The organism is Streptomyces venezuelae, from assembly GCF_008642355.1.
GTDB lineage: Bacteria > Actinomycetota > Actinomycetes > Streptomycetales > Streptomycetaceae > Streptomyces > Streptomyces venezuelae_B.
The window spans coordinates 6458819-6482547 of sequence record NZ_CP029193.1; the positions used below are offsets into that span (position 1 = coordinate 6458819).

At 69.2% G+C, this 23729-nt stretch carries 18 protein-coding genes and 2 pseudogenes; 11 read left to right on the forward strand and 9 right to left on the reverse strand.

The genetic code is table 11. The features are described from left to right. The first annotated feature begins 149 nt into the window (after window positions 1-149). The gene (locus DEJ47_RS29650; RefSeq protein WP_190415626.1) at window positions 150-1313 is read left to right on the forward strand and encodes a S1 family peptidase; all 1164 of its coding nucleotides are present in this window, start codon (window positions 150-152) and stop codon (window positions 1311-1313) included. Between the two features lie 51 nt (window positions 1314-1364). Here DEJ47_RS29650 and DEJ47_RS29655 read toward each other — a convergent pair whose 3' ends face one another. The 4 genes and pseudogenes from DEJ47_RS29655 to DEJ47_RS29665 all read right to left on the reverse strand — a co-directional run. Continuing rightward, window positions 1365-3014 carry an FAD-binding oxidoreductase gene (locus DEJ47_RS29655; protein ID WP_150173362.1) on the reverse strand — a complete coding sequence of 550 codons (1650 nt, stop codon included), beginning with the start codon at window positions 3012-3014 and terminating at the stop codon, window positions 1365-1367. A 160-nt stretch (window positions 3015-3174) separates the two neighbouring features. Next, window positions 3175-3531 carry a hypothetical protein gene (locus tag DEJ47_RS29660; RefSeq protein WP_150173364.1) on the reverse strand — a complete coding sequence of 119 codons (357 nt, stop codon included), beginning with the start codon at window positions 3529-3531 and terminating at the stop codon, window positions 3175-3177. 25 nt (window positions 3532-3556) lie between these two features. After that, entirely contained in the window at window positions 3557-3775 is a 219-nt protein-coding gene (locus DEJ47_RS37700) for a DUF7019 family protein (protein ID WP_398337108.1), read from the reverse strand. After that, window positions 3761-4181: pseudogene (locus DEJ47_RS29665) on the reverse strand (Scr1 family TA system antitoxin-like transcriptional regulator); the annotation flags it as partial. The pseudogene DEJ47_RS29665 and the gene DEJ47_RS37700, both read right to left, overlap by 15 nt. Here DEJ47_RS29665 and DEJ47_RS29670 point away from each other — a divergent pair. Next, window positions 4141-4537, forward strand: a pseudogene (locus DEJ47_RS29670) (ATP-binding protein); the annotation flags it as partial. The pseudogenes DEJ47_RS29665 and DEJ47_RS29670 overlap by 41 nt on opposite strands. A gap of 27 nt (window positions 4538-4564) precedes the next feature. Here the strand turns inward: DEJ47_RS29670 and DEJ47_RS29675 are convergent. The 5 genes from DEJ47_RS29675 to DEJ47_RS29695 form a co-directional block, all read right to left on the reverse strand. After that, entirely contained in the window at window positions 4565-5698 is a 1134-nt protein-coding gene (locus DEJ47_RS29675; RefSeq protein WP_223828545.1) for a tetratricopeptide repeat protein, read from the reverse strand. Then, window positions 5695-6987 (reverse strand): tetratricopeptide repeat protein, encoded by a 1293-nt coding sequence (locus DEJ47_RS29680; RefSeq protein ID WP_150173368.1) that lies wholly within the window; start codon window positions 6985-6987, stop codon window positions 5695-5697. The genes DEJ47_RS29675 and DEJ47_RS29680 overlap by 4 nt, the downstream gene beginning before the upstream one ends. Before the next feature lie 117 nt (window positions 6988-7104). Continuing rightward, window positions 7105-11055, reverse strand: a complete 3951-nt coding sequence (locus tag DEJ47_RS29685) for a GH92 family glycosyl hydrolase (protein WP_150173370.1) — start codon at window positions 11053-11055, stop codon at window positions 7105-7107. Between the two features lie 531 nt (window positions 11056-11586). Next, complete coding sequence (locus DEJ47_RS29690) at window positions 11587-12243, reverse strand: hypothetical protein (RefSeq protein WP_150173372.1); 657 nt, start codon at window positions 12241-12243, stop codon at window positions 11587-11589. 33 nt (window positions 12244-12276) lie between these two features. Further along, entirely contained in the window at window positions 12277-12750 is a 474-nt protein-coding gene (locus tag DEJ47_RS29695; RefSeq protein ID WP_150173374.1) for a pyridoxamine 5'-phosphate oxidase family protein, read from the reverse strand. A 468-nt stretch (window positions 12751-13218) separates the two neighbouring features. Here DEJ47_RS29695 and ngcE point away from each other — a divergent pair, with 468 nt between their 5' ends. The 9 genes from ngcE (at window position 13219) to DEJ47_RS29740 (ending at window position 23635) form a co-directional block, all read left to right on the forward strand. Next, window positions 13219-14652, forward strand: coding sequence for an N-acetylglucosamine/diacetylchitobiose ABC transporter substrate-binding protein (gene ngcE / locus DEJ47_RS29700; protein ID WP_150173375.1), 1434 nt, complete (start codon window positions 13219-13221; stop codon window positions 14650-14652). A 227-nt stretch (window positions 14653-14879) separates the two neighbouring features. Next, the gene (locus DEJ47_RS29705) at window positions 14880-15821 is read left to right on the forward strand and encodes a carbohydrate ABC transporter permease (protein WP_223828756.1); all 942 of its coding nucleotides are present in this window, start codon (window positions 14880-14882) and stop codon (window positions 15819-15821) included. Between the two features lie 33 nt (window positions 15822-15854). After that, window positions 15855-16766 (forward strand): carbohydrate ABC transporter permease, encoded by a 912-nt coding sequence (locus DEJ47_RS29710; RefSeq protein ID WP_150173377.1) that lies wholly within the window; start codon window positions 15855-15857, stop codon window positions 16764-16766. A 150-nt stretch (window positions 16767-16916) separates the two neighbouring features. Continuing rightward, entirely contained in the window at window positions 16917-18179 is a 1263-nt protein-coding gene (locus DEJ47_RS29715; RefSeq protein WP_223828547.1) for an extracellular solute-binding protein, read from the forward strand. Between the two features lie 27 nt (window positions 18180-18206). Further along, complete coding sequence (locus DEJ47_RS29720; RefSeq protein ID WP_150173380.1) at window positions 18207-19154, forward strand: carbohydrate ABC transporter permease; 948 nt, start codon at window positions 18207-18209, stop codon at window positions 19152-19154. Continuing rightward, entirely contained in the window at window positions 19154-20026 is an 873-nt protein-coding gene (locus DEJ47_RS29725) for a carbohydrate ABC transporter permease (protein ID WP_150173381.1), read from the forward strand. Before DEJ47_RS29720 ends, DEJ47_RS29725 begins: the two co-directional genes overlap by 1 nt. Window positions 20027-20118: 92 nt before the next feature. Then, window positions 20119-21069, forward strand: coding sequence for a DMT family transporter (locus DEJ47_RS29730; protein WP_150175939.1), 951 nt, complete (start codon window positions 20119-20121; stop codon window positions 21067-21069). A 149-nt stretch (window positions 21070-21218) separates the two neighbouring features. Continuing rightward, window positions 21219-22418, forward strand: coding sequence for an ROK family transcriptional regulator (locus tag DEJ47_RS29735; RefSeq protein ID WP_150173383.1), 1200 nt, complete (start codon window positions 21219-21221; stop codon window positions 22416-22418). A 122-nt stretch (window positions 22419-22540) separates the two neighbouring features. Continuing rightward, window positions 22541-23635 carry a substrate-binding domain-containing protein gene (locus DEJ47_RS29740; protein ID WP_398336941.1) on the forward strand — a complete coding sequence of 365 codons (1095 nt, stop codon included), beginning with the start codon at window positions 22541-22543 and terminating at the stop codon, window positions 23633-23635. Window positions 23636-23729 lie beyond the last annotated feature (94 nt).

The window sequence follows — 23729 nt, forward strand, 5'->3', positions numbered from 1 at the left end:
GGGCCGCAGGTCTGGACTTGTCCGCACAGGCTCTCTACGCTCGGCCGCACCACGCACTGAGAGCGCTCTCAACAGTTCAACTCTGGTCAACTCCGGTCTATCGCACCCCCCTTGGCACGACCTGACCCGAACCACGAGAGGACACCCACGTGAGACGCAAGACCAGCGCACGCCTCGGCCTGTCAGCCTTCCTCCTCGCGGCCGCCTGTGCCGGTACCGGCCTCGCCCCCACCGCCACCGCGACCGCCGATTCCCCCGACGCGCCCCTCGCCTCCGACGGCCTCCTCAAAGCCATGCAGCGCGACCTCGGGCTGTCGCCCGCCGGGGCCCGCGAGCGGCTCGTCGACGAGAAGCGCGCCGTCAAGGTCGAGCGCGCGGCGAAGAAGGCGGCCGGTGGCGCGTACGGAGGCGCCTGGTTCGACGCCGGGCGCGGACGGCTGACCGTCGCCCTCACCGAGCGCTCCGCAGCCGCGGATGTACGCGACACCGGCGCCGATGTCCGCTTCGTCGAGCACAGCGCGGCCGAGCTCGATGCCGCCAAGGCGCGCGTCGACAAGTTCGCCGACAAGTCCAAGGCGCCCAAGGGCGTGGCCAGTTGGCGGGTCGACGCCAAGACCAACCGCGTCGTCGTCGACGTCGTCGAGGGCCACCGTGCCGACAACGATGTCACCACCTTCCTCCGCCGTGCCCGCGCCACCGCCCCCCTGCGCGTGGACACCGTTCCGGAGGCCCCGAGCACCTTCGCCGCCGGAACCGTCGGCGGCGACCCGTACTACACCGGCAACGTCCGCTGCTCCATCGGCTTCTCCGTGCACGGCGGCTTCGTCACCGCCGGGCACTGCGGCAAGGCGGGGGCGGGTGTGCGCGGCTGGGACGGATCCAACATCGGGTCGTTCCAGGGCTCTTCGTTCCCCGACAACGACTACGCGTGGGTGTCCGTCGGCAACGGCTGGTGGACCGTGCCCGTCGTGCTCGGCTGGGGCACCATCCCCGACCGGCTGGTGAAGGGGTCGGCGGAGGCGCCGGTCGGTACGTCGATCTGCCGCTCCGGTTCCACCACGAAGTGGCACTGCGGGAATCTCCTCGCCAAGAACGAGACCGTCAACTACTCGGGCGGCGCGGTCGTCCGCCAGCTGACCAAGACCAGCGTCTGTGCCGAGGGCGGTGACTCGGGTGGCTCGTTCATCAGCGGCGACCAGGCCCAGGGCGTGACGTCCGGCGGCTGGGGCAACTGCGGCAGCGGTGGCGAGACGTGGTTCCAGCCGGTGAACGAGATCCTTCAGTGGTACGGGCTGCGACTGCACACCGCGTGAGGTGGAGGGTGCGCCCGGCTCTCGTGACCCCCGGGCGCACCCTGTTCGTCATCAACGCGCGGGACGGATCGACAGCCTGTGCCGGAACTCGTCACGCGGGTCGTACGTCGCCTTCACCCGCTGGAGGCGCGGGTAGTTGTCCTTGTAGTAGAGCGTGTACCAGGGCACGCCCGACGTGTTCTGCTCCGGGTCGGCGAGGTCGGCGTCCGGGTAGTTGATGAACGCGCCGTCGCTGACCTCGCCCGGCACGGGAACGCCGCCGCTGTCGGCGTACACGCCCCTGTACAACGAACGCACCCACTCGGTCTGCCGCTTCCCGTCCTGCGTCTCCGCGTCCCACCCCGCCATGTAGACGGCCTTCAGGATCGAGTCGCGCTGCGCGACGGCGGTGGCGTCGGGGGCGACCTTGCGGGCGGCGCCTCCGTACGCGACGAGCCACAGTGTGCCGCTGATGCGCGCGGCGGGATCGTCGGACGGCCTGAGATGGTCGTGCAGTACGTCGAGCTGCCGGTCGGTGTAGGTCTTCCGCAGGTACGCGCTCTTGACCTTGAACGGCGAGGACCGGGTGTCCGTGATGGAGGTCAGCGCGTTCAGCCACGACAGCGGAGGCCTGCGGATCGCGGGCTCGGCGCCCACGCCGCGCCCGACCGCCGCGATGTAGTCGTCGACGAGCCGCTGCGCGCCCGGCACGGCCGCGTCGATCACACCGGCGAGGACGGCGCCGGAGCCCGCAGCCTGGGTGGTGTTGACCATGAGCACGCTGAAGAGGTTCGCGTACGGGGTGCCTGGGTCGCTGTTGCGCTCACACCATTGCCCGTGATTGCGCATGAGGGTCTTGAAGTCCCGCGCGTCGAGGTCCTTCCAGCTCCAGCCGGCCCGGAAGGCGAGGAAGGAGGCGGGGGCCCTGGGCAGCAGCTTGGTGGGGTCGTCGCCGCGCGCGCCCGGGTCACGGAACCAGTACCGCGTCACGACGCCGAAGTTCCCGCCGCCCGCGCCGGTGTGCGCCCACCACAGGTCGTGGTGCGGGCTGTCGGGGTCGCGCTCGGCGATGACCGCGCGGGCGGTGCCGTCCTTGTCCACGACGACGACTTCGAGTGCGTACAGGTGGTCGACGGAGACGCCGTCGCGCCGCGACATCACGCCGTAGCCGCCGCCGATGACGTGCCCGCCGATGCCGACCTCGGCGGTCGCGCCTGCGGGAATGGTCACGCCCCAGCCGATGAACAACTCGCGGTACACCTCGGCGAGCTGCGCGCCGGGTTCCACGCGGAAGGCCCGCCGCTCGGCGTCGTACGTGATCTCGCGCATCGGCGACATGTCGATGACGACCTTGATGTCCGGGTGGTCGACGAAGTCCTCGAAGCAGTGGCCACCACTGCGCACGGCGATGCGCCTGCCCTCGCGCACGGCACGCTGCACGGCGTCGACGACTTCGGCGGTGGAGTGGACGACGCGGTAGTAGTCGGGCCTGCCGATGAAGCGGGCGTTGCAGCCGCGTTGGGCGAGGGAGAGGTAACGGGGGTCTTCGGGGCCGATGGCGGCGGTGGGCGCCCCGGCGCCCGGGGCGGGCTTCCCTTGTGCGGCCCCGGCCGTCCCGGCGGTCCCCACCGCCATGGCGGCGCCCCCGGCCGCGGTGGCCGCGAGCACGTGTCTGCGGCTGGGAGCGGCTGTGCCTCGTACCGGGTTCTCCGGCTCTGTCATGGTCGTCCCCCGTCGGGTGAGCGTGCGATCGACCCCACCACCATCACGGGGGGCGTGAATCGCGTCATCCACCGTTCGGTCAGGGGGTCCCTGCTCCCCAGGTTGCAGATGTACCCCCTTAGGGGTGGGCCCGTAGACGGAGCGCTTTCCGGCCGACCGGTCAGGCCGAGCGAGCGCTCCTGCGGTCCGCGATGGTGCGGACGGCCGCTCGTGCCTCCTCGGTCGCCAGGCCCTTCGTCCGGCAGTACGTGAGGACGTGCGCGTCGGCCTCGTCCGTGTCCAGCGCCGCGAGGCCGCCCAGGGCGATGCCGTGTCGGCGGAAGGTGCGGGTGGTGCGGGCGCTGGTGAGCACCGACGCCAACGGTGTGACGGAGTCGGGGGAGTGGCGGGCGGCCAGGGCCTCGGTCGCGGAGACGTGGACTTCCTCGGTCTCCGGTGAGGTGACCAGTACCGCCAGTGCTTCCGCCGCTGCGGGCCCCGCGCACTCGGCGAGCGCCGTGACCAGTTCCTGTCCCACGTCCCGCGCCGTGCTCCCTCCGGGATCAGGGGCCGGGCGCGGCGGTCCCGTAACTCCGCGAGGGTCGAGAGCGCGTGCGGGTGCAGCCGTTTCGGATGGGCCTCCGGCCGGTCAACGCGGTCCAGAAGGGCGTCCGCCGCGTCCCGTCCGCCATCGCCACGTACAACGGAGTGCCGACGACGACGTCGACCTGTCGTCCGTCCCGTCCAGGTTCTTGGAGTCGCGGATGTGGATCTGCGATCAGCTGGCTACCACGTTGGGTTGCGGTGTAGGCAAGCCGCTGATGCTCAGGGGTCTCCAGCAGGACAAAGGGCCCGTCCAGTCCCGATCACGAAGCTGGTCGTCGGCGGCACCTTGCGGTGCAGGATCGTCTGGCGTTCCAAGCGGCTCGCGACGTATTGCTCGATCTCATCCTCGTCGTGAACCGGGACGCGACTGCGAAACACTGCCCGCGCGTACTCCTCCGTCTGCAACTGTCCGTGTACGGCCAAACTGTCGTACACGGAGATTGCAATGGCCTCCCGCTCGCAGTCCAGATACTCCTCCGCCCACCTCGGGACGAGGTCCACCTCCGGCATGTTGTCCACCGCCGTCTGCAGCGTCCGCTTCGTGCCGAGGAAGTCGTCCAACCGCACCGCCAGGTCCATCTTCTACCGGCGAGATCGCCACTCCGTCCCCGCAGCCCGCGCCTTCGCCGCCGCCGCGCTCGGCGACTGGGGGATCGAGGGCGAGCGCGCCGAAGACATCACGCTCTGCGTGAGCGAGCTGGCGACCAACGCGCTGCTGCACGGCGTCCCGCCCGGCCGGGGATTCCGGCTGTACGTGGACCGCGTGGGCGACGCGATCCGGGTGGGCGTGCACGACAGTGGCAGCGCGCGGCCGAGGCTCGACCTGGATGAGCGGGAGGACGGGGGAGTCCGGGCGCGGGCTCCTGCTCGTGGCGGCGCCTGCGGACAAGTGGGGGGTCGAGGAACAGGCCCCGGGGAAGACGGTCTGGTGCGAGTTCGTCCTCGCGTCGCCACCCCAGATCCCGTCAGGTCGTCTTCTTGCGGTCGAACCAGACCGTGGCGAGGGTCGGGACGAGCCCCGCCCAGAACAGCGCCTGCGGCACCGTCCGTTCGGTCCACGGGATCTCCGCCAGGAGCAGCGTGCAGAGCATGGTCCAGGCGGCCTGGGCGAGGACGATGCGGGGCCACACACGGCGGCGGATCAGGGAGCGGATGTTGATGCGGACGCCCGCGCGCAGCCGCCGGTACCTGAGCAGCGCGCCGACCGCCCAGAGCGCGGACATCGGGACGAGGAACCAGAGGCGCTGGCCGAGTGAGACGGGGAGTTCGCGGGGGGTCTCGCCGTCGGTGGGGAAGAGGTCGAGGCCGGAGGCCGCGATGACACCGAGGCAGAGCAGGGCGATCCAGCGGATGCCGCGCAGCATGCGGTACGACGCGTCGTCGAGGCCGTCCTGCATCGGGCGGGAGTCCGGTGCGGCGGCCAACGCGTCCGCGTACAGCGTGGCGGCCTCGCGGGGCTTGACCCCGGGCGCGGACGCCGCTTTACGGGTCTGGCGGGCGAGCGCGTAGGGATGGTTCGGGTCGAGGCGGAGGATCGCGTGGTCCAGCTGGTCGGCGACCGTGCTGTTGCTCGCCAGGTCGGCGATCTGCCAGGCGACCTCGTGCGCGTAGACCTCTTCGGGACCGAGGCGCAGCGCCTCCATGGCGATGTCGCCCGCTTCGTGGAGGGGGCCCTGCATCTGTTCGGAGGTGATCCGGCCGCCGCCCGCCTGGCCGATGCGGACGAGGCGGATGCGCCAGACGATGTCGGCGAGGAGGGCGTACGTGTACCAGTAGTCGGGCGCGAGGCGTATCGCTTCGCGCAGTACGCCCTCCGACTCCTGCCAACGCGTGCCGCCGACGCCGCGCAGGGCGTGGGCGCGCATGATGAGGCCGCCGACGTCCTCGGGGTCGATGGCGAGGGCGCGGTCGGTCGCCGTCAGGGCCTTCTCGTGCTGGCCGGAACGGACGTAGCAGAGGGCGAGTTTCGTCCAGGCCCGGATGTCGTCGGGGTCCTCGGCGAGGCGCTGCCCGAGCACCGCCTCGGCCTCGTCGTACCGCTTGAGCTCGATGAGCCCGTCGGCCCGCTCCACGGCGGGGTGCACAGTGCCGGCGCTCACAGCTTCCGCTTCTTCTTGAGGTAGGTGACCAGGTCGTCGTACATGCCGCCCTCGTTGGCGAACATCGCCACGTTGCGGGCGGAGGCGAACCACGGGTCGCTGGACGGCGAGATGGTGGCGGCCGCCTCCGTCAGGTCCTGCATGCCGATCATGCGGACGGTGCCGGTGCGCGCGGAGTCGAGCAGGGCGCGTTCGGCGGCGGCCTCGCAGAGGTGGGCGAGGTCGGCGCCGGACAGGCCGTCCGTGGCTTTCGTGAGTTTCCGCAGGTCGATGTTGGCGATGGGACGGTCGCGGAGGTGGTAGCGGAGGATGGCCTCGCGGGCGGGTGCGTCGGGCGGCAGGACGAGGATCGTACGGTCGAGCCGTCCGGGGCGGCGCAGCGCGTTGTCCACGTCCCAGGGGACGTTGGTGGCGGCCAGCACGAACACGCCCTCGTTGGCGCCCGCGTCGATGCCGTCGAGCTCGGTGAGGAGCTGGTTGACGGTGTTGCGCATGCCGCTGTGCGCGGTGCGGCTGCGCTTGGCGCCGAGGGCGTCCAGCTCGTCGAGGAAGAGGACGCAGGGGGCCTGGCGGCGGGCCGTCTCGAAGACCTCGTGCATGTTGCGTTCGGAGTTGCCCATCCACATGTCGAGCACGTCGTTGATGGATATGGAGAGGAAGTTGGCGCCGAGCTCACCGGCGACCGCACGGGCTATGAAGGTCTTGCCGCAGCCGGGCGGGCCGTACAGGAGGAGTCCGCCGCGCAGGCTCTTGCCGTACAGCTTGCGGAGCTCGGGGTTGCGCAGGGGCGCGAGGAACGCGGCCTCCAGGCGGTCCTTGACGTCCTGCATGCCGCCGACGTCGGCGAGCCGCACGCCGTGGGGGGCCTCCACCTCCCAGGCGGAGGCGTCGCCGGGGTCGCCGGCCCCGTCGGCGGTCTGCGGGGCCTCAGCCGCTTTCGGTGTCTCGACGAAGCGGGGCGGGACGACGTCACCGACCTGATCCTCGGCCGCCTTCCAGTTGAACCCGGCGGGGGACGGAGGGCCCTCGGGAACCTGCGCCGACACTTCGGGAGCCTGCGCCGACACTTCGGGAGCTTGCGGCGGCACCCCCATCGCCCGAGCCATCAACTCCCGTGCCTGCGGGTCGCCCGGCGCGTGCTGAAGGGCGACGGCGGCTTCGGCGACCGCCTCGTCGTGATGCCCGCCCGCGATGAGGAGTTCCGCGAGATGCAGCCGCAACGGCACGTCGTCGGGAGCGCCCGCGACGGCTGTGCGCAGGCTCTGGATCAAGGGCGAGTGATCGGGCATGGGACGAGGATACGGGGGCTGTACGACCGGTGTTCGAGCGGTGTTTCGTGAGGTGGGCGGGCCCGCCCACCTCACCTGACCGGGGACAGGTGGGGCAGACGGGCCCGACGCGCGCGGTCAGCCGAGCAGCTCCACCTCCGCCAGCGTCGCCGACCCGGTCCCGCCCTTCGGGACGAGGCGGTAGTGCCCGTACGTGCCCGGGTGGGCGATCGTGAAGGCCCGGGTCTGCTGGTCCCAGGCGAAGGACTCGGACGAACGCTTGTCCAGGTCCCGCCACTTCTTGCCGTCGGCGGAGCCCTGGAGCACCCAGCCGCGCGGCGCCTTCGCCCTGTCGGCGCCGGACGTCAGCGTGTACTGGACGGCCTTCGTCTTCCCGGCCACCGGCAGGGTCACCGCCGCGTCCGAGGCCGTCTCCGTCGCCGACGAGTCGTCGAAGAGCGCGCCCTCACCCTTGAGGGCGTCCTTCCTCGGCGAAGGGACCTTGTCGTCCTGCGTGATCGACGCCGGCTGCGCGTTCCTGCCGCTGCCCCACGCGGACGGCTTCGGACCCATGTCGAACTCCAGGACACCGCCGCGGGCGACGACGTCGTGCGGGAGAGCGGTCGACCTCCACGCCTTGCCGTTGACCTTCAGCCCCTGCACGTACACGTTCTTCGCGCTGTTCCTCGGCGCCTTCACGACCAGGTCACGGCCGTTGTCGAGGTGCAGCGTCATCTTCGTGAACTGCGGCGACCCGATGGCGTACTCACCGCTGCCCATCACCAGGGGGTAGAAGCCCAGCGACGAGAAGAGGTACCAGCCCGACTGCTCGCCGTTGTCCTCGTCGCCGTGGTATCCCTGCCCGATCTCGCTGCCCGTGTAGAGGCGGGAGAGGACCTCGCGGACCTTCTCCTGCGTCTTCCACGGCTGCCCGGCCGCGTCGTACATGTACGCGGCGTGGTGCGCGACCTGGTTGGAGTGGCCGTACATCCCCATGCGTACGTCGCGCGCCTCCGTCATCTCGTGGATGACGCCTCCGTAGGAGCCCGCGAACTCGGCGGACCCGGTCTCCGGAGTGGCGAAGTACGTGTCGAGCTTCTCGCCGAGACCCTTGCGGCCTCCGTACAGGTTCGCCAGGCCGCGCGAGTCCTGCGGCGCCGTGAAGGCGTACCCCCAGGCGTTGGTCTCCGTGTAATCGTGGCCCCACACGCGCGGGTCGAACTTCTCCGACGGCACGCGCCAGACGCCCTTGGTGTCCTTGCCCTGGAAGAAGCCGGGGTCGGTGCCCGCGCCCGCCGCCTCGGGGTCGAAGAGGTTCACGTAGTCACGGGCACGGTTGAGGAAGTACTCGGACTCCTCCTTGTAGTGCTTCTTGCCCGTCTTCTTGTAGAGGGCCGCTCCCATGCGGGAGATCCCGTAGTCATTGAGGTAGCCCTCCAGAGCCCATGACAGGCCCTCGTGGGTCTCGCTCGGCGTGTAGCCGAGGAACGGCGACGTCTTCATGCCCTTGCGGCCGACGCCCGACGTCGGCGGGACGACCGTCGCGTTCTTCAACGCGGCGTCATACGCGGCCTCCGCGTCGAACTTCACGCCCTTGGTGTACGCGTCGGCGAACGCCACGTCGGACGACGTGCCCGTCATCAGGTCCGCCGCGCCCGGCGACGACCAGCGCGAGGTCCAGCCACCGTCCTTGTAGTGCTGCACGAACCCGTCGACCAGCTCACCCGCCTTCTTCGGGGAGAGGAGCGAGTACGCGGGCCACGTCGTGCGGTACGTGTCCCAGAAGCCGTTGTTCACGTACGGCTTGCCCTCGACGATCTTCGCGCCCGTGTGGGTCGGCGTGTCCGGACCGGTCTGCGGCGAGAACGGCGAGGCGTACTTGTACGTGGCCCTGCCGCTGTCGCCCCGCACCTTCTCGAAGCCCGAGTTGGGGTAGAGGTAGAGCCGGTAGAGGGAGGAGTACAGCGTCGTGCGCTGCCCCTCGCTCGCGCCCTCGACCTCCACCTTGCCGAGGATGTCGTCCCACTGCTTCTGCGCGCGGTTCTTCACACGGTCGAACGACGTGCCCGGCGGTATCTCGTCGGCGAGGTTCGCCTTCGCCTGGTCCAGGCTGATGAGGGAGGTCGCGAGCCGCAGGGTGACCGTGCGGTCCTTGCCCGGCTCGAAGCGCAGATAGCCGGTGACGTCACCGCCACCGCCGCCCTCCAGCTTGCCGCCCGCGGTGACGGGGGCGTCGAAGGTGCCGTAGACGAAGAGCCGCGTGGCACCCGCCGACAGACCCGACTTGACGTCCGAGAAGCCGGAGACGATGCCCTTCTCCTTGTCGAGGGTCAGGCCGCCCTTGTCCGACACGTTGTCGAAGATGACGCTCGCGTCGTCACCGGGATAGGTGAACCGCATCATCGCCGCGTGGTCGGTCGGTGCCATCTCGGCCTTCAGGCCGTTCTCGAACGTCACGCCGTAGTAGTGCGGGCGCGCCGTCTCCTTCTCGTGCCGGAACGGCAGCGCCCGCTTGGTGCGGGACGCGCTCGGCGTGTCCTTGGCGACGGACGGCATCATCTGGAACGTCTGCCGGTCGCCCATCCACGGGCTCGGCTCGTGGCTCGCGCTGAACGCCTGCATCGTCGGCAGATTGTCGTCGTTGTTGCCGCGCGCGTAGTCGTACAGCCAGCTCAGGGAGCCCGCGTTGGTCACCGGTGTCCAGAAGTTGAAGCCGTGCGGGACCGCGGTGGCGGGGAAGTTGTTGCCGCGCGAGAAGCCACCACTGGAGTTGGTGCCGCGCCGCGTGTCGGCGTAGTCCGAGAGATGCGCCTTCGGCTTCTCCGGAGCCTTCTGCTTCAGGGACACGTCATCGACCCAGCCCCGGAACTTCGCGGGCCCCTTCGGGGCGTCGTACGCGACGAGGACGCGGTCGACGGTCTTGCCGCGCGCGACCTGCCCGATGCGCGACGCGACGTTGTTCCACTGATTGACGTAGAGGACCTTCGACTTGCCCTGCCCCTGCGGCGTCAGCGGGAACCCGTGCTGGTCGACGGCCTTCAGGTCGCTCAGATACGTGCCGTCGGTGAACGCGAGATCGACGGAGACGTTGGTGGCGGCGTAGTCGAGATCGCCCTCGGCCATGGAGGGGAAGACGCGGTACCCGAGCTCGGTGTCCCGCTCGACCTTCACGTCGACGTCGAAGACCTTGTTGTACGAGTAGCCGCGGCCGTCCGCCTTGTGGCTGCCCGCGTAACGCAGCGCGTGCTTTCCGGTGAACCCGGCGCGGGCCTTCGCGGTGGGGGAGCCGCTGGGGCCGCGGTCGACCAGGCTCAGCATGTCCTCGGGCCCGGGAGCCTGCGTACCGCCGACGGACAGCTGCACGTCGGCGAGTTGGAGGGCGTCGGAGGCGCCGTTGTTGGCGGTGACGTCCAGGCGGAAGTGGGAGTAGGCCTTCGCGTCGTCGGGCTCGGCGAAGTCGTACTTCTTCGTCTTGTGCCGCCCGTCGAAGGCCTCCCCCTTCCGCTCGTCGAGGACGGTCCACGTCTTGCCGTCGGTGGAACCCTTCAGGGTCCAGTCCTTCGGGTCGCGCTCGGCGTGGTCGTTGGCGGACGTCAGCGCGTACGTCACGACCTTCGCGGGCTCGTCCAGGTCGAACTCGACCCAGCCGTCCTTCGCGAACGTCAGCCATTTGCTGGTCGCCTCGCCGTCGACGAGGTTCGCGGCGACCTCACCGGACCCGGCGTTCTCCCCGCTGGCCCGCACCTCGGTGACGTGGTCGTTCACGCTCCCGGGCAGCCCGGAGCTGAACTCGCCGTTCACCCCTGCGGACTTCTTCTTCCCGTCGGGCCCCGTCTCGACGGTGCTCAGCCAGTCCGGCGGGGCCTGACCGTCCTCGAACGACGAGGAGAACTCCCGGTCGGCGCGGGGCGCCCGCTCGGGCCCGGCGACGGCGGCCCCCTGCGCCGCCACGACGAGCGCGATCGCGAGCGTTCCGGCGGCCACGGCTGTGCGGGGCCCTTGGCCGGGCGGGCGGTGGTGTCTGAGACGAGGTCTGCGTGCCGAATCGCGTGCCGAGTTGCTTGTCGTACTACGTGCCGAATGCGGCATCCCCGGGCCCCTCCTTGCCAGTTGGACAACGTTGTCACGGTCGCTGCGCAAGGTCTAGTAGGGCCGCAAGGGGACAGTGGTGTCAAGGCTGTTGGCAAGGGGCCCGATGGTGTAGAGGTGAACGGTGACGAGTTGAGCGCGCGCCCGGCCGGTGGCCTGCTGGTGGCGATCCCCGCTCGCGGGTGGGGGAGTGCCGGGAAGCCGCGGCTGATCCTGGACGAACCCGACGGCGCCGCCGACCTTCGGGGCGCCGGGGCGCGGTGTCGTTCCCTGGCCGGACCCGGTGCTCCACCGCGACATGGTCGACAAGCTGCGGCCGGAGGTGAGGACCCCGTCCTGGGATGCATCTACGGGCGGATCGGCGAACGGTGCGGCGATCCGGCGGTGCGGTCCCTGTCGGCGGAGCGGTTCCGTGCCCTCGCGGCGCTGCCCACCGCAGCCGTCCCTGACGGTCTCTCACCCCGCCTCCGGGAACTCGGTCACAAAGGCGCGCGGTCAAGTGGCCCGCATCATCCGGAGGGCGCTCCTCGGCTAGCCGGAGCCGGAGCCGGAGCCCACCGGTTTCGGAACTCGGTCGGCTTCCGGGCGGTGGGCGTCCTCACCGCCGGAGCAGACCCGCCGTTCGGCGAGCAGCCGACCGCGGTGGGCGTGGCGGCGGAAGGCGGTGACGGCGACGACGGTCGTGCCGATGAGGATGCCGAGGGCCGGGAGGGCGACGGCCGCGATCACGCCGACCGCCAGCGTGACGTACCCTCCGCGGTCCCCGATGGCGTACAGGGAGGGGCCTTCGGACGTGCAGGTGATCTCGTGGTCGCCCGGCCGCGACACCTCGATCGTGCGGAGCGGGTTCCACGTCTCGTCGCGGGTGAGGAACACATCGATTCCCGGGTCGGTGAGGCGCGGGTCGCCCGGACCGGAGATGGTGCACTTCTGGGCGGGGGACGGACCCCGGTCCTTGATCCAGATGGCCTTGTCGCTGTCCGCGTCGAGCCGCAGCGTGACCGTGTCCCCGTCGGCGAACCGGCTGCCCGTGTCCACCGCGTCGAGCGCGCCGGTGAACCGGTACACGCCTATGCCGATGCCCAGCACGGTCAGCACGACGGCGATCACGGCAGCGGTGACGTACCAGTGACGGCCGGGGCGGAGTTCATTCGCCGGTATGTGCGGCGGTGGTGGGGCGGGCTGCATCGGCACACTGTAGAGCGTGTGTGCCGACCGGCCTCACGGAGTCGGTGCCAGCCACTTCCCCTCGCGCATGACGACCCTCCCGCGCAGCTCCGGCTCGCCGCGCCAGGCGCGTACGGTCCGCGGCGTCACGCGTATGTAGAGGTAGGGGCTCTCCTCGCCCCGCGGGTCCCAGCCGAACTTGTCGGCGAACGCCTGCGCCGCCGCGTCGGGCACCTCCCGGTCGGGGAAGCACTCCGCCTCCCCCTGGAGGAGCACGACGTCGAAGGTGTCCGGCAGGGACAGGCGTACGCGCGGCTCCGCACGCACGTTGCGCGCCGTGGCGGACGTCGCCCCGGTGCAGATCCACACCGCTCGCCCGTCCCACAGGAACCACAGCGGCACCTGGTGCGGCCCGTGCTCCGGGTGTGCCGTCGCCACCCATATGTCCCGCTCGGCGGCGAGCCGGTCCAGCGTGTCGCGCGTGCGCTCCTCCGCCGGGCGGCGGGCAGCGGTCTCCGTGGTGTCCATGGCCCGACCCTAACCACGCCGCCCGGCGGCCCCCGCCCCTCCCCCCACTCGGGTGACCCGAGGGAAAGTCCATGGAAACCGGCGCGAAAGTCCACGGGTTCCGGCGGTGATGTGCGAGAGGTTCGGACGGGGATCGGCGTCGGCTCCGACCGGGGGCCGGCACGGGTCGCCACAGGGGATCGACACGGGTCCCCACCCGGGATCGTCGCAGGTCTCAACTCGGACAAGGCTGCAGTCCAAAGTCGTATTCGATCTTGCCCACCCGGCCGCGAGTGGACTATACCTGTCCGCGTCTGCCCGGCCGTCCGACCCGGCCGCAGGCCCGGGGGTGTGGGGGCGGGGGCGCGTCGAACGTCAACTGCCTTTTCCCGTCCGAGAACCCGGCGCACGAGCCCAGCTTCACACCACCGCGGTGCCGGGGAGGGTCCGGTTCACCGCCTGAGTCCTGGAGAAGGCGAGGACTTGAGCATGGGATCCACCAGCGTCAACCGTCGTGATGTCATGAAAAGGGCAGCGGCAGCCGGACTGCTCGCCGTGCCGGCCGTGGGAGCGCTCAGCTCGTGCGCCAGCGGGGGCGGCGACGAGAACAAGGCCGAAAAGGGCGAGAAGAGCAAGAAGAACCCGCTCGGTGTGAAGGAAGACGCCGGACTCACCGTCTACATCTTCAACGGCGGGTACGGGGACAAGTACGCCCAGTTCGTCACGGACATGTACGCCAAGAAGTACCCCGAGGCCGACCCGGAGCAGAAGCCCACCGAGAAGATCGCCACCCAGGTCCAGCCGAAGATCGTCCGCGGCAAGCCCACCGCGGATGTCGTCAACAACTCCGGCGCCGACCAGATGAACCCCGGCAAACTCGTCCACAACAAGCAGGTCGCCGACCTCAGCGAGGTGCTCGACGCGCCGTCGTGGGACGACCCGAACGTCACCGTGCGCGAGACCCTCGTACCCGTCGTGGAGCAGATGGGCCGCTTCGGTGGCCGCGAGTGCTATCAGCTCAACATCGCGCTCACCGTGTACGGGAACTGGTACTCGAAGAAGCTCCTTGAGGACGGGCTCGACTCCTCGTACCCCAAGACCTGGGACGAGATGCTCGCCGTCTGCAAGAAGGCCAAGGCCAAGGGCATCCACGGCTGGAGCTACCCCGGTGGCCACCCGCGCTACATGTTCTTCAGCATGTACGCGATGTTCGCCCAGCGCGGGGGCCGCGACGTCACCACGGCCATGGACTACCTGGAGCCGAACGCCTGGAAGCACGAGGCGGTCAAGGAGGTCTTTGAGGCCTGGGAGGAGCTCGTCGCCAAGAAGTACGTGCTCACCGGCTTCGACGGCACCGAGGCCCACACCGAGATGCAGACCGCTTGGACGAAGGAGGGCAAGTGCCTCTTCGTGCCCAACGGTTCCTGGGTGGAGAACGAGGCCAAGGACACCACGCCCGAGGACTTCGCGATGACGGTCGGCGCGACCCCGTCGCTCGACTCCGGCGACAAGATGCCGTTCGGCACGCTCTACTCACCCGCCGGCGAGCCGTTCATCGTCCCGGCCAAGGCCAAGAACCGGCAGGGCGGCCTGGAGTGGCTGCGGATGATGTACAGCAAGGAAGCCGCGCTCAACCTCTTCAAGGAGATCGGCTCCATGCCGGTCGTCAAGGGCGCCATCGACGGACAGCAGCTGCCCTCGGGCACGGCGAGCGCCCAGGCGGCGATCAAGGCGGCCGGGGACAACATCGTCATCCCCCAGTTCATGGACTGGTACAACGAGCTGTTCCGCGAGGACTTCAACAACATGATCCACAAGTTCATGCAGGGCCAGATCGGGCCCAAGCAGGCGATGGACACCATGCAGAAGGCCTCCGACCGGATCATGAAGGACCCCGACATCACCAAGGTCAAGAAGGCCTGAGACACGGCCTGACGGACGTCGACGTCCAGACGGTCCGGGGTCCGCTGTCGCCGACCCCGGACACCGGCACGTAACCGAGCACGTGTAGGCATGGGAAAGAGCGGGCGGGGCTGATCAGCGTGAAGACCGACACCCGGGTGGACCGGACGCCACCTCCGAAGAAGCAGGCCGAACGCAAGCCCCCACCGGGCCCGCCGAGCCTGCTGCTGTTCGTCGTGGCGGCGCTGCTGCCGCCCCGCTTCACCCCCGAACGCGTCCGCTACGACCGGCGCTACCGCACGCTCGACAAGTACCGCTTCATCGTGGGCTTCCTCGCCGTGCCGCTCGCCTTCTACGCGCTGTTCGTGATCTCGCCCTTCCTCCAGGCGATCTACTACTCGTTCACCGACTGGTCCGGCGGGCCCGTCGCGAACTTCGTCGGGTTCGACAACTACGAGAAGATGTGGAACGACGACCGGTTCTGGGACTCGCTCGAGGTGAGCGTCCTGCTGCTGGTCATCGCGCCCGTCCTCACCCTCGTCCTCGGCATGTTCTTCGCCTACATGATCACCTCGGGCGGACGGCACCGCAGGGGACGCGCCATCGCGGGCGTCGCGGGCTCCTCGGTCTACAAGGTCGTCTACTTCTTCCCGCAGGTCCTCTCCGTCGCCATCATCGCGGTGGTGTGGGGACGCGTCTTCAACACCAACAGCGGTCTCATCAACGGCGGCCTCGACAAGGTCGGCGTCGACGGGCCCGCCTGGCTCGGCGGCGACGAGACCCTCGGTCTCATCTCCCTGCTCACCGTCATCAGCTGGAGCTTCATCGGCTTCTACGTGGTGCTGTTCTCCGCGGCCATGGGCGCCATCCCCAAGGACATCTACGAAGCCGCGCTCCTCGACGGCGCGGGCCGCGCCCGCACCTTCTTCAACGTCACCCTGCCGCTGATCTGGGACACGGTGCGCACCGGCTGGATCTACATGGGCATCCAGGCGCTCGACACCTTCGCGATCTGCCTCGTCATGGTGCCGCCGCACGTCCTGAAGGTGACCCCGGTCTTCCTCTACGAGCGGTTCAGGGACGGCCAGTACGGCTACGCCACCGCCATCGGCGTCGTCCTTCTCCTCCTCAGCATGGCGTTCTCACTGATCGTCATGCGGGTCGGGAACCGCGACCGGATCGAATACTGAGACCGCCCCTGAGACCGCGGGAGTCACTGCATCATGACCACGACCACCACCACCGCCCCTCAGCCGCAGCCTCAGCCGCAGAAGGTCTCCTCCTCCGCGGTCCGCCGCGAGAAGGAGACGGGCGGCGCCCTCAACGTCTTCTCGCACGCCTTCCTGATCCTCTGGGTCGTCCTCGCCGCCGGACCGCTGATCTGGGTCGCCCTCACCGCGTTCCGGCCCTCCGCCGAGATCCTCAGCGACCCGATGGGCTGGCCCGCCTCCTTCCACTGGGAGAACTTCTCCAACGCGTGGAACAAGGCCAACATCGGGCAGTACACACTCAACTCGCTGATCATCCTCGCCGGTTCGCTGACCGGCACCATGCTGCTCGGCTCGATGGCGGCCTACGTCATCGCCCGCTTCACCTTCCCCGGCAACCGCGTCATCTTCATGCTGTTCGCGGGCGGCATGATGTTCCCCGTCATCCTCGCCCTGGTGCCGCTGTTCGCCGTGATGGAGAACTTCGGGCTCCTCGACACCCGGCCGGGGCTGATGATCGCGTACATCGCGTACTCACTGCCCTTCACCACCTTCTTCCTGACCTCCTTCTTCCGCACGCTGCCGACCGGCGTGCAGGAGGCGGCGATGGTCGACGGGGCCTCCCACACCCGTACGTTCTTCCAGATCATGCTGCCGATGGCCAAGCCCGGCCTCGTCAGCATCGGGATCTTCAACTTCCTCGGCCAGTGGAACCAGTACCTGCTGCCGCTGCTGCTCAACAACGAGGACGAGAAGAGCTACGTACTGCCGCAGGGGCTCGCCTCGCTGGCGGTCTCGCAGGGGTACCGGGGCGACTGGGGCGCCCTCTTCGCGGGCCTGGCGATCGCCATGCTCCCGGTGCTCGTCGTCTACGCCGTCTTCCAGCGACAGGTACAGGCCGGTCTGACCGCCGGGGCCATCAAGTGACCTGGTGAGGAAGGTGATTTCGAGTTGGCCACGAAAGTGGTCTAGGCCTGTCGAGGCGAATCCGGGCGTGAGTAATGTCGGCGCGACGGCGCCGCGGGGGGCGACTGGAAGCGCTCAAGTCGACACCGATGTCGAAGGGTTGAAAACAGCATGAGGAACCGAATAGTCGCCACCGGTGCGGCAACGCTCGCCATGGCTCTGGGACTTACCGCCTGCGGCGGCGACAGCGACAGCGGCGACAGCAAGACGATCAAGCTCGTCGCCGCCGACTACGGCGACAAGGCCTCCAACGCCTCCAAGGTGTACTGGGCCGAGGTCAAGAAGGAGTTCGAGGCGGCCAACAAGGGCTACAAGGTCGACGTCCAGGTCATCAACTGGAACGAGATCGACAAGTCCGTCAAGAACATGATCCAGGCGGGCGACGAGCCCGACCTGCTCCAGACCGGCGGTTACGCGGACAAGGTCGCCGACGACCTGCTCTACAAGGCCGACGAGGTCCTCTCGCGCGAGACCCGCGACAACCTCATCCCGTCCTTCGCCAAGGCCGGCGAGGTCGACGGCACCCAGTACGGCATCCCGTGGGTCTCCTCCAGCCGCGTCATGTTCTACAACAAGGCCGTCCTCAAGAAGGCCGGCGTGAAGAACCCGCCCAAGACCTGGGACGAACTCGCCGACGCCGCGAAGAAGATCAAGGACAAGAAGGCCGCCGACACCCCCTACGCCCTGCCCCTCGGCCCCGAGGAGACCCAGGGCGAGACGATGATGTGGGAGCTCGGCAACGGCGGCGGCTACACCGACGCCGACGGCAAGTACACCCTCGACAGCGCCAAGAACGTCGAGACCTTCGAGTGGCTCAAGACCAACCTGGTCAAGCCCGGCCTGACCTACCCCAACCCGGCCTCCACCGACCGCAAGACCGCCTTCGCGGACTTCGCGGCGGGCAAGGTCGGCATGCTCAACGGCCACCCGAGCCTCATCCAGATGGCCAAGGAGGGCAAGGTCGACTACGGAGTCGCGCCCATCCCCGGCAAGACCGGACCGCTCGACAGCACTCTCGGCGTCGCCGACTGGATGATGGCGTTCAAGGACGGCGGCGCGGAGAAGGAGGGCGTGAAGAAGTTCCTGGACTTCACGTACTCCAAGAAGATGCTGGCGTTCGACGAGATGTACAACCTCATGCCGGTCACCAAGGACGCCCTCAAGCAGATGACCGACAGCGGCAAGCACAAGGACCTGGAGCCCTTCTTCCAGGTGCTGCCGAACGCCAAGTTCTACCCGCTCGGCGACACCAGCTGGGACGTCGTCTCCGCCGAGATGAAGAAGACCGGCGGCAAGGCCGTCTCCGACGACCCGAAGCAGGTCCTCGGCGACCTGCAGAAGAAGGCGGAGTCGGCCGCGGCGGACGCCAAGTAACGGCCGACGCCGAACAAAGGAGTTCTCGTGTCGCTCAAAGCCCCTTCGCCCCCGGCCGACACCGGCCGGGGGCGGGGCGGGCGCGCACCCAGGCCGGTGAGCCGCCGCAGCGGCCTGGCCCGGCTCGGTCCGCTGCCCTGGATAGCGCCCGTCATCCTGCTGATCCTCGCCGTGGTCGTCTGGCCCGTCGTCGAGCTGATCCGCACCTCGTTCCTCAACATCTCCATCTCCGGCAAGGTGCGCGGCAGCGCCGGGACCGACAAGTTCAAGAAGCTCTTCGAGGAGAGCGACTTCAGCGCCGTCCTCCTCTGGACGGTGGTGTGGACGGTCGTCGTCGTCACCGTCACGATGCTGTTCTCGCTGGCCCTCGCCCAGCTGTTCAACCAGAAGTTCCCCGGCCGCCGCTACGCCCGCTGGGCCCTCATCGCCCCGTGGGCCGCGTCCGTCCTGATGACGGCCATCGGCTTCAAGTGGATGCTCAACCAGACCGCGGGCGTCCTCAACACGCTCATGCTCGACCTGGGGCTCATCGACAGCTCCAAGGACTGGCTGGGCAAGCCGGAGACCGCCTGGCCGTGGATGATGGGCGTCGCCGTCTTCGTGTCGCTGCCCTTCACCACGTACACGCTCCTCGCCGGTCTGCAGACCATCCCGCAGGACGTGTACGAGGCGTCACGCATCGACGGCGCGGGCCCCTGGCAGACCTATCGGCACATCACGCTGCCGATGCTGCGGCCCGCCTTCCTCGTCGGCGTCGTCATCAACCTCATCAACGTCTTCAACTCCTTCCCGATCATCTGGGCCATGACCCAGGGCGGTCCGGGCTACGACACCTCCACGTCGATGGTGTTCATGTACAAGCTGAAGGAGACCGACATCGGTGAGTCCGCGGCCATGTCGGTCGTCAACTTCCTGATGGTCGTGGTGCTCGTGCTGATCTTCCTGAAGGTCAGCCGGTGGAACGAGGAGGACTGATGGCCACCGCGACGGCGACCCGCCCCGCGCCGAAGAAGGGCCGCACACCCAAGCGCGCCTTCCGGCCCCGCACCCTGGTCATCACGGCCTGCGCGTGGCTCCTCGCCGCGGTCTTCCTCGCGCCGTACCTGGAGATGATCGTCACCGCGCTCCGCCCCAAGGACGAACTGCGGGACCGCACCTACCTGCCCAAGGACCTGGAGTGGGCCAACTTCATCGACGTCTGGAAGGAGTCCGAGCTCGGCCAGAACCTCCAGGTCACCCTGCTCGTCGCGGGCGGCGCCACGCTGCTCGTCCTGCTCGTCTCGCTGCCCGCCGCGTACTACACGGCGCGCATGCGGTACCGCGGCCGCAAGGTCTTCCTGCTCCTGGTCCTGGTCACCCAGATGTTCCAGCCCACGGCGCTCCTGGTCGGCCTGTACCGCGAGTTCCACCAGCTCGACATGCTCAACTCGGTCTGGACGCTGATCCTCACCAACGCGGCGTTCAACCTCGCCTTCGCGGTGTGGATCCTGACGGCGTACATCAGCTCCATCCCCGCGGAGCTGGAGGAGGCCGCCATGGTGGACGGCACCAGCCGCTTCGGCGCCATGATCAAGGTGACGCTGCCGCTGGCGCTGCCCGGCGTCGTGACGGCGGTGATCTTCACGTTCATCACGTCCTGGAACGAGTTCGTGATGGGCCTGACCCTCACCACCGAGCCCGAGAAGCAGCCGCTGACGGTCGGCATCAGCAACTTCATCGGCAACTACACGGTGCAGTGGAACTACCTGTTCGCGGCGTCCGTGGTCGCGATCGTCCCGGTCATCGTGCTGTTCGCGATCATCGAACGGCACGTGGTGTCGGGGCTCACGGCGGGATCCGTAAAGTAGTCGGACCATAGGATCATCCGATCGTGAGGCGGCAAGTGGGAACCACCGCGGCGGGGGGCGCCTCCGGGCAGCAGGACAAGAGCGGCGGACAGATCGGCGGACGCGTCCTCGCCGCGGCCACCGTCACGGTCGTGCTCTGGGCGTCGTCGTTCATCTCGATCCGCAGCTCCGGCGAGCACTTCGGCCCCGGCGCCCTCGCCTTCGGCCGCCTTGTCGTCGCCTCCCTCGTCCTGGGCGCCATCCTGCTGGTCAGGCGCGAGGGGTTCCCGCCGCGCGAGGCGTGGCCCGGCATCGTGACCTCGGGCGCCCTGTGGTTCGGCGCGTACATGGTCGCGCTCAACTGGGGCGAGCGGGAGGTGGACGCCGGTACCGCCTCCATGATCGTCAACGTCGGGCCGATCCTGATGGCCCTCCTCGGCGGCTGGCTGCTCAAGGAGGGCTTCCCGCCGAAGCTGATGGCGGGTATGGCGGTGTCCTTCGCCGGTGCGGTGGTGGTCGGATTCGCCACCTCCGGCGGGGGCGCCTCCTCCGTCCTCGGCGTGCTGCTGTGCCTCGTCGCCGCCGTCGTGTACGCCGTCGGTGTGGTGCTGCAGAAGCCGACACTGAAGCACGCGACACCCCTTCAGGTGACGACGTTCGGTGCGCTCACCGGAGCGGTGGCGTGTTCGCCGTTCGCCGGGCAGTTCGTGTCCGAGGCGGAGCGGGCGCCGATGTCGGCGACGCTGCAAGTGGTGTATCTGGGTGTGTTCCCGACGGCTCTCGCGTTCAGTACTTGGGCGTACGCCATCTCCCGCAGCACCGCGGGGAAGATGGGCTCGACCACGTACGCCGTGCCGGTGCTCGTCATCCTCATGTCGTGGCTGTTCCTCGGCGAGGTGCCCGGCCGGCTCGCCCTCCTCGGCGGCCTCCTCTGCCTGTCCGGCGTGGCGGTGGCGCGCATGCGCGGCAAGACGCCGGAGCGGGAGCCGGAGCGGGCTCCCCGGGACGTGCCGGCGGCGCCCCTCACCACCGACTCCGAGGCGTCCGCTGAGTTCACGCGCTGACGGTCTCGATTTCCCTCAACGACTTGACTGCGACAGCTCCTTCAGCGGAGTTTGGAGTTCACAACTTGTACATGGCCCGGTACCCGTTTCCGAGACCGGCGTCACGGGGGGCCACGGGCCGCCCGAATGAGGGCAAAGGGTGAGAGTCAATGGAGACTCCGGGGTCGCAGTCGTCTCTGCACCGGGCCAATCTGGAGCGGGTCGTGCGCGCCGTGCGCCTCGCCGGGTCGCTCACGCAGGCCGAGATCGCGAGGACGACGGGCCTGTCGGCCGCGACGGTCTCCAACATCGTCCGCGAGCTCAAGGACGGTGGCACGGTCGAGGTCACGCCCACCTCGGCGGGCGGCAGGAGGGCCCGCAGCGTCTCGCTCAGCGGTGACGCGGGCATCGTCATCGGCGTCGACTTCGGCCACACGCACCTGCGCGTCGCCGTCGGCAACCTCGCCCACCAGGTCCTCGCCGAGGAGTCCGAGCCGCTGGACGTCGACGCGTCCGCCGCGCAGGGCTTCGACCGGGCCGAGCAGCTCGTCAGCAGGCTGATCGAGGCCACCGGAGTGGACCGTACGAAGATCGCGGGCGTCGGGCTCGGCGTGCCGGGACCCATCGACGTGGAGTCCGGCACCCTCGGCTCGACGTCGATCCTGCCGGGCTGGACCGGCACCAAGCCCGCCGAGGAGCTCGGTGGCCGCCTCGGCGTCCCCGTGCACGTCGACAACGACGCGAACCTCGGCGCGCTCGGTGAGCTCGTCTGGGGCAGCGGCCGGGGCGTCAAGGACCTCGCGTACATCAAGGTCGCCAGCGGCGTCGGCGCGGGCCTCGTGATCAGCGGGCGGATCTACCGCGGGCCCGGCGGCACCGCGGGGGAGATCGGGCACATCACGCTCGACGAGTCGGGCCCCGTCTGCCGCTGCGGCAACCGCGGCTGCCTGGAGACCTTCACCGCCGCCCGCTACGTCCTGCCGCTGCTCACCTCCAGCCACGGCACCGACCTCACCATGGAGCGCGTCGTCGGCCTCGCGCGCGAGGGGGACCCGGGATGCCGACGCGTGATCGCCGACGTCGGGCGGCACATCGGCAGCGGCGTCGCCAACCTCTGCAACCTCCTCAACCCCTCCCGTGTCGTGCTCGGCGGCGACCTCGCCGAGGCGGGCGAGCTGGTGCTCGCACCGATCAGGGAGTCGGTCGGGCGGTACGCGATCCCCAGCGCGGCGCGGCAGCTGTCCGTGCTGCCCGGGGCGCTCGGCGGCCGCGCCGAAGTGCTCGGCGCGCTGGCCCTCGCACTCAGCGAGATGGGGGATTCAACCCTTTTGGACGGATCGATGCCCGCGAGTGCACCTGCCTTCACTTAGATAACGCATGGCACCGTTGTCATCTCGTTAAGGATTTACTCCTTGACGCTGGTGTGGCGGCCGAGTTGACTTCGAGCCACCTCGGCCGCAACGACGCGGCCTCGTCAGGGAGGCACCCCACCATGAACGCAATGACGCGTCGCGTCGTCATAGGCACGGCCGCGGTTTCGATGGCACTCGCCATGACCGCATGCGGCAAGGCAGGCGACGACGACAAGGGCAGCGGCGGCGACGACAAGACCATCGGTCTGCTGCTCCCCGAGAACAAGACCACGCGCTACGAGACCTTCGACCGTCCTTTCATGGAGGACAAGATCGAAGAGCTCTGCTCGGACTGCAAGGTCAAGTACAACAACGCGGCCCAGGACATCGAGACCCAGAAGAAGCAGTTCGACGCGCTCGTCACCCAGGGCGTCAAGGTCATCATCCTGGACGCGGTGGACTACAAGTCGACCAAGTCCTGGGTCAAGCAGGCCGACAAGCAGGGCGTGAAGGTCGTCGCGTACGACCGCCTCGCCGAGGGCCCGCTCGCCGCCTACGTCTCGTACGACAACGAGAAGATCGGCCGCCTGCAGGGCGGGGCCATGGTCAAGGCGCTCGGCTCCGACGCCAAGGACGCCAACGTCGTCATGATCAACGGCTCGCCGACCGACCCGAACGCCCCCTTCTTCAAGAAGGGCGCCCACTCGGTGCTCGACAAGAAGGTCAAGAAGATCGTCTACGAGCAGGACATCCCGGACTGGTCGCCGGACGAGGCGAACCGCAAGATGGCCTCCGCGATCGACAAGCTCGGCAAGGACGGCATCCAGGGCGTCTACGCGGCCAACGACGGCATGGCGGGCGGCGTGATCACCGCGCTCAAGCAGCGCGGCATCAAGGTCCCGGTCGGCGGCCAGGACGCCGAACTCGCGGGCGTGCAGCGCATGCTGAGCGGCGACCAGGACTACACGATCTACAAGCAGATCAAGCCGGAGGCCGAGACCACCGCCGAGATCGCCGTCCGCCTGCTCAAGGGCAAGGACATCGACGCGATCACCGACCGCAAGGTCGACTCGCTCAGCGGTGACTTCAAGGGCATCCCGGCCAAGCTCTACGACGCGCAGGCGATCACCAAGGACGAGGTCGCGGACACCATCGTCAAGGACAAGGTCTACAAGGTCAGCGAGATCTGCACCGCCCAGTACAAGAAGGCGTGCGACGCCGCGGGTATCAAGTAACTCCCGCCTGCGGTAAATCCGTTCGTACGAGACGAGGCCCACGGGCGGCGTGAGAGCGCTTCCCGGCCCCCTCCCGGCCCACCCCGGCCCCGTA

Bases quoted from the DNA above. Each gene is read 5' to 3' on its own strand.
- DEJ47_RS29695 (WP_150173374.1), bottom strand. From the start codon at position 12,750: ATGGACACCACGGAGACCGCTGCCCGCCGCCCGGCGGAGGAGCGCACG.
- DEJ47_RS29655 (WP_150173362.1), bottom strand. From the start codon at position 3,014: ATGACAGAGCCGGAGAACCCGGTACGAGGCACAGCCGCTCCCAGCCGC.
- DEJ47_RS29725 (WP_150173381.1), top strand. From the start codon at position 19,154: ATGGCCACCGCGACGGCGACCCGCCCCGCGCCGAAGAAGGGCCGCACA.
- DEJ47_RS29735 (WP_150173383.1), top strand. From the start codon at position 21,219: ATGGAGACTCCGGGGTCGCAGTCGTCTCTGCACCGGGCCAATCTGGAG.
- ngcE (WP_150173375.1), top strand. From the start codon at position 13,219: ATGGGATCCACCAGCGTCAACCGTCGTGATGTCATGAAAAGGGCAGCG.
- DEJ47_RS29715 (WP_223828547.1), top strand. From the start codon at position 16,917: ATGAGGAACCGAATAGTCGCCACCGGTGCGGCAACGCTCGCCATGGCT.
- DEJ47_RS29740 (WP_398336941.1), top strand. From the start codon at position 22,541: ATGAACGCAATGACGCGTCGCGTCGTCATAGGCACGGCCGCGGTTTCG.
- DEJ47_RS29680 (WP_150173368.1), bottom strand. From the start codon at position 6,987: ATGCCCGATCACTCGCCCTTGATCCAGAGCCTGCGCACAGCCGTCGCG.
- DEJ47_RS29685 (WP_150173370.1), bottom strand. From the start codon at position 11,055: ATGCCGCATTCGGCACGTAGTACGACAAGCAACTCGGCACGCGATTCG.
- DEJ47_RS29690 (WP_150173372.1), bottom strand. From the start codon at position 12,243: ATGCAGCCCGCCCCACCACCGCCGCACATACCGGCGAATGAACTCCGC.
- DEJ47_RS29710 (WP_150173377.1), top strand. From the start codon at position 15,855: ATGACCACGACCACCACCACCGCCCCTCAGCCGCAGCCTCAGCCGCAG.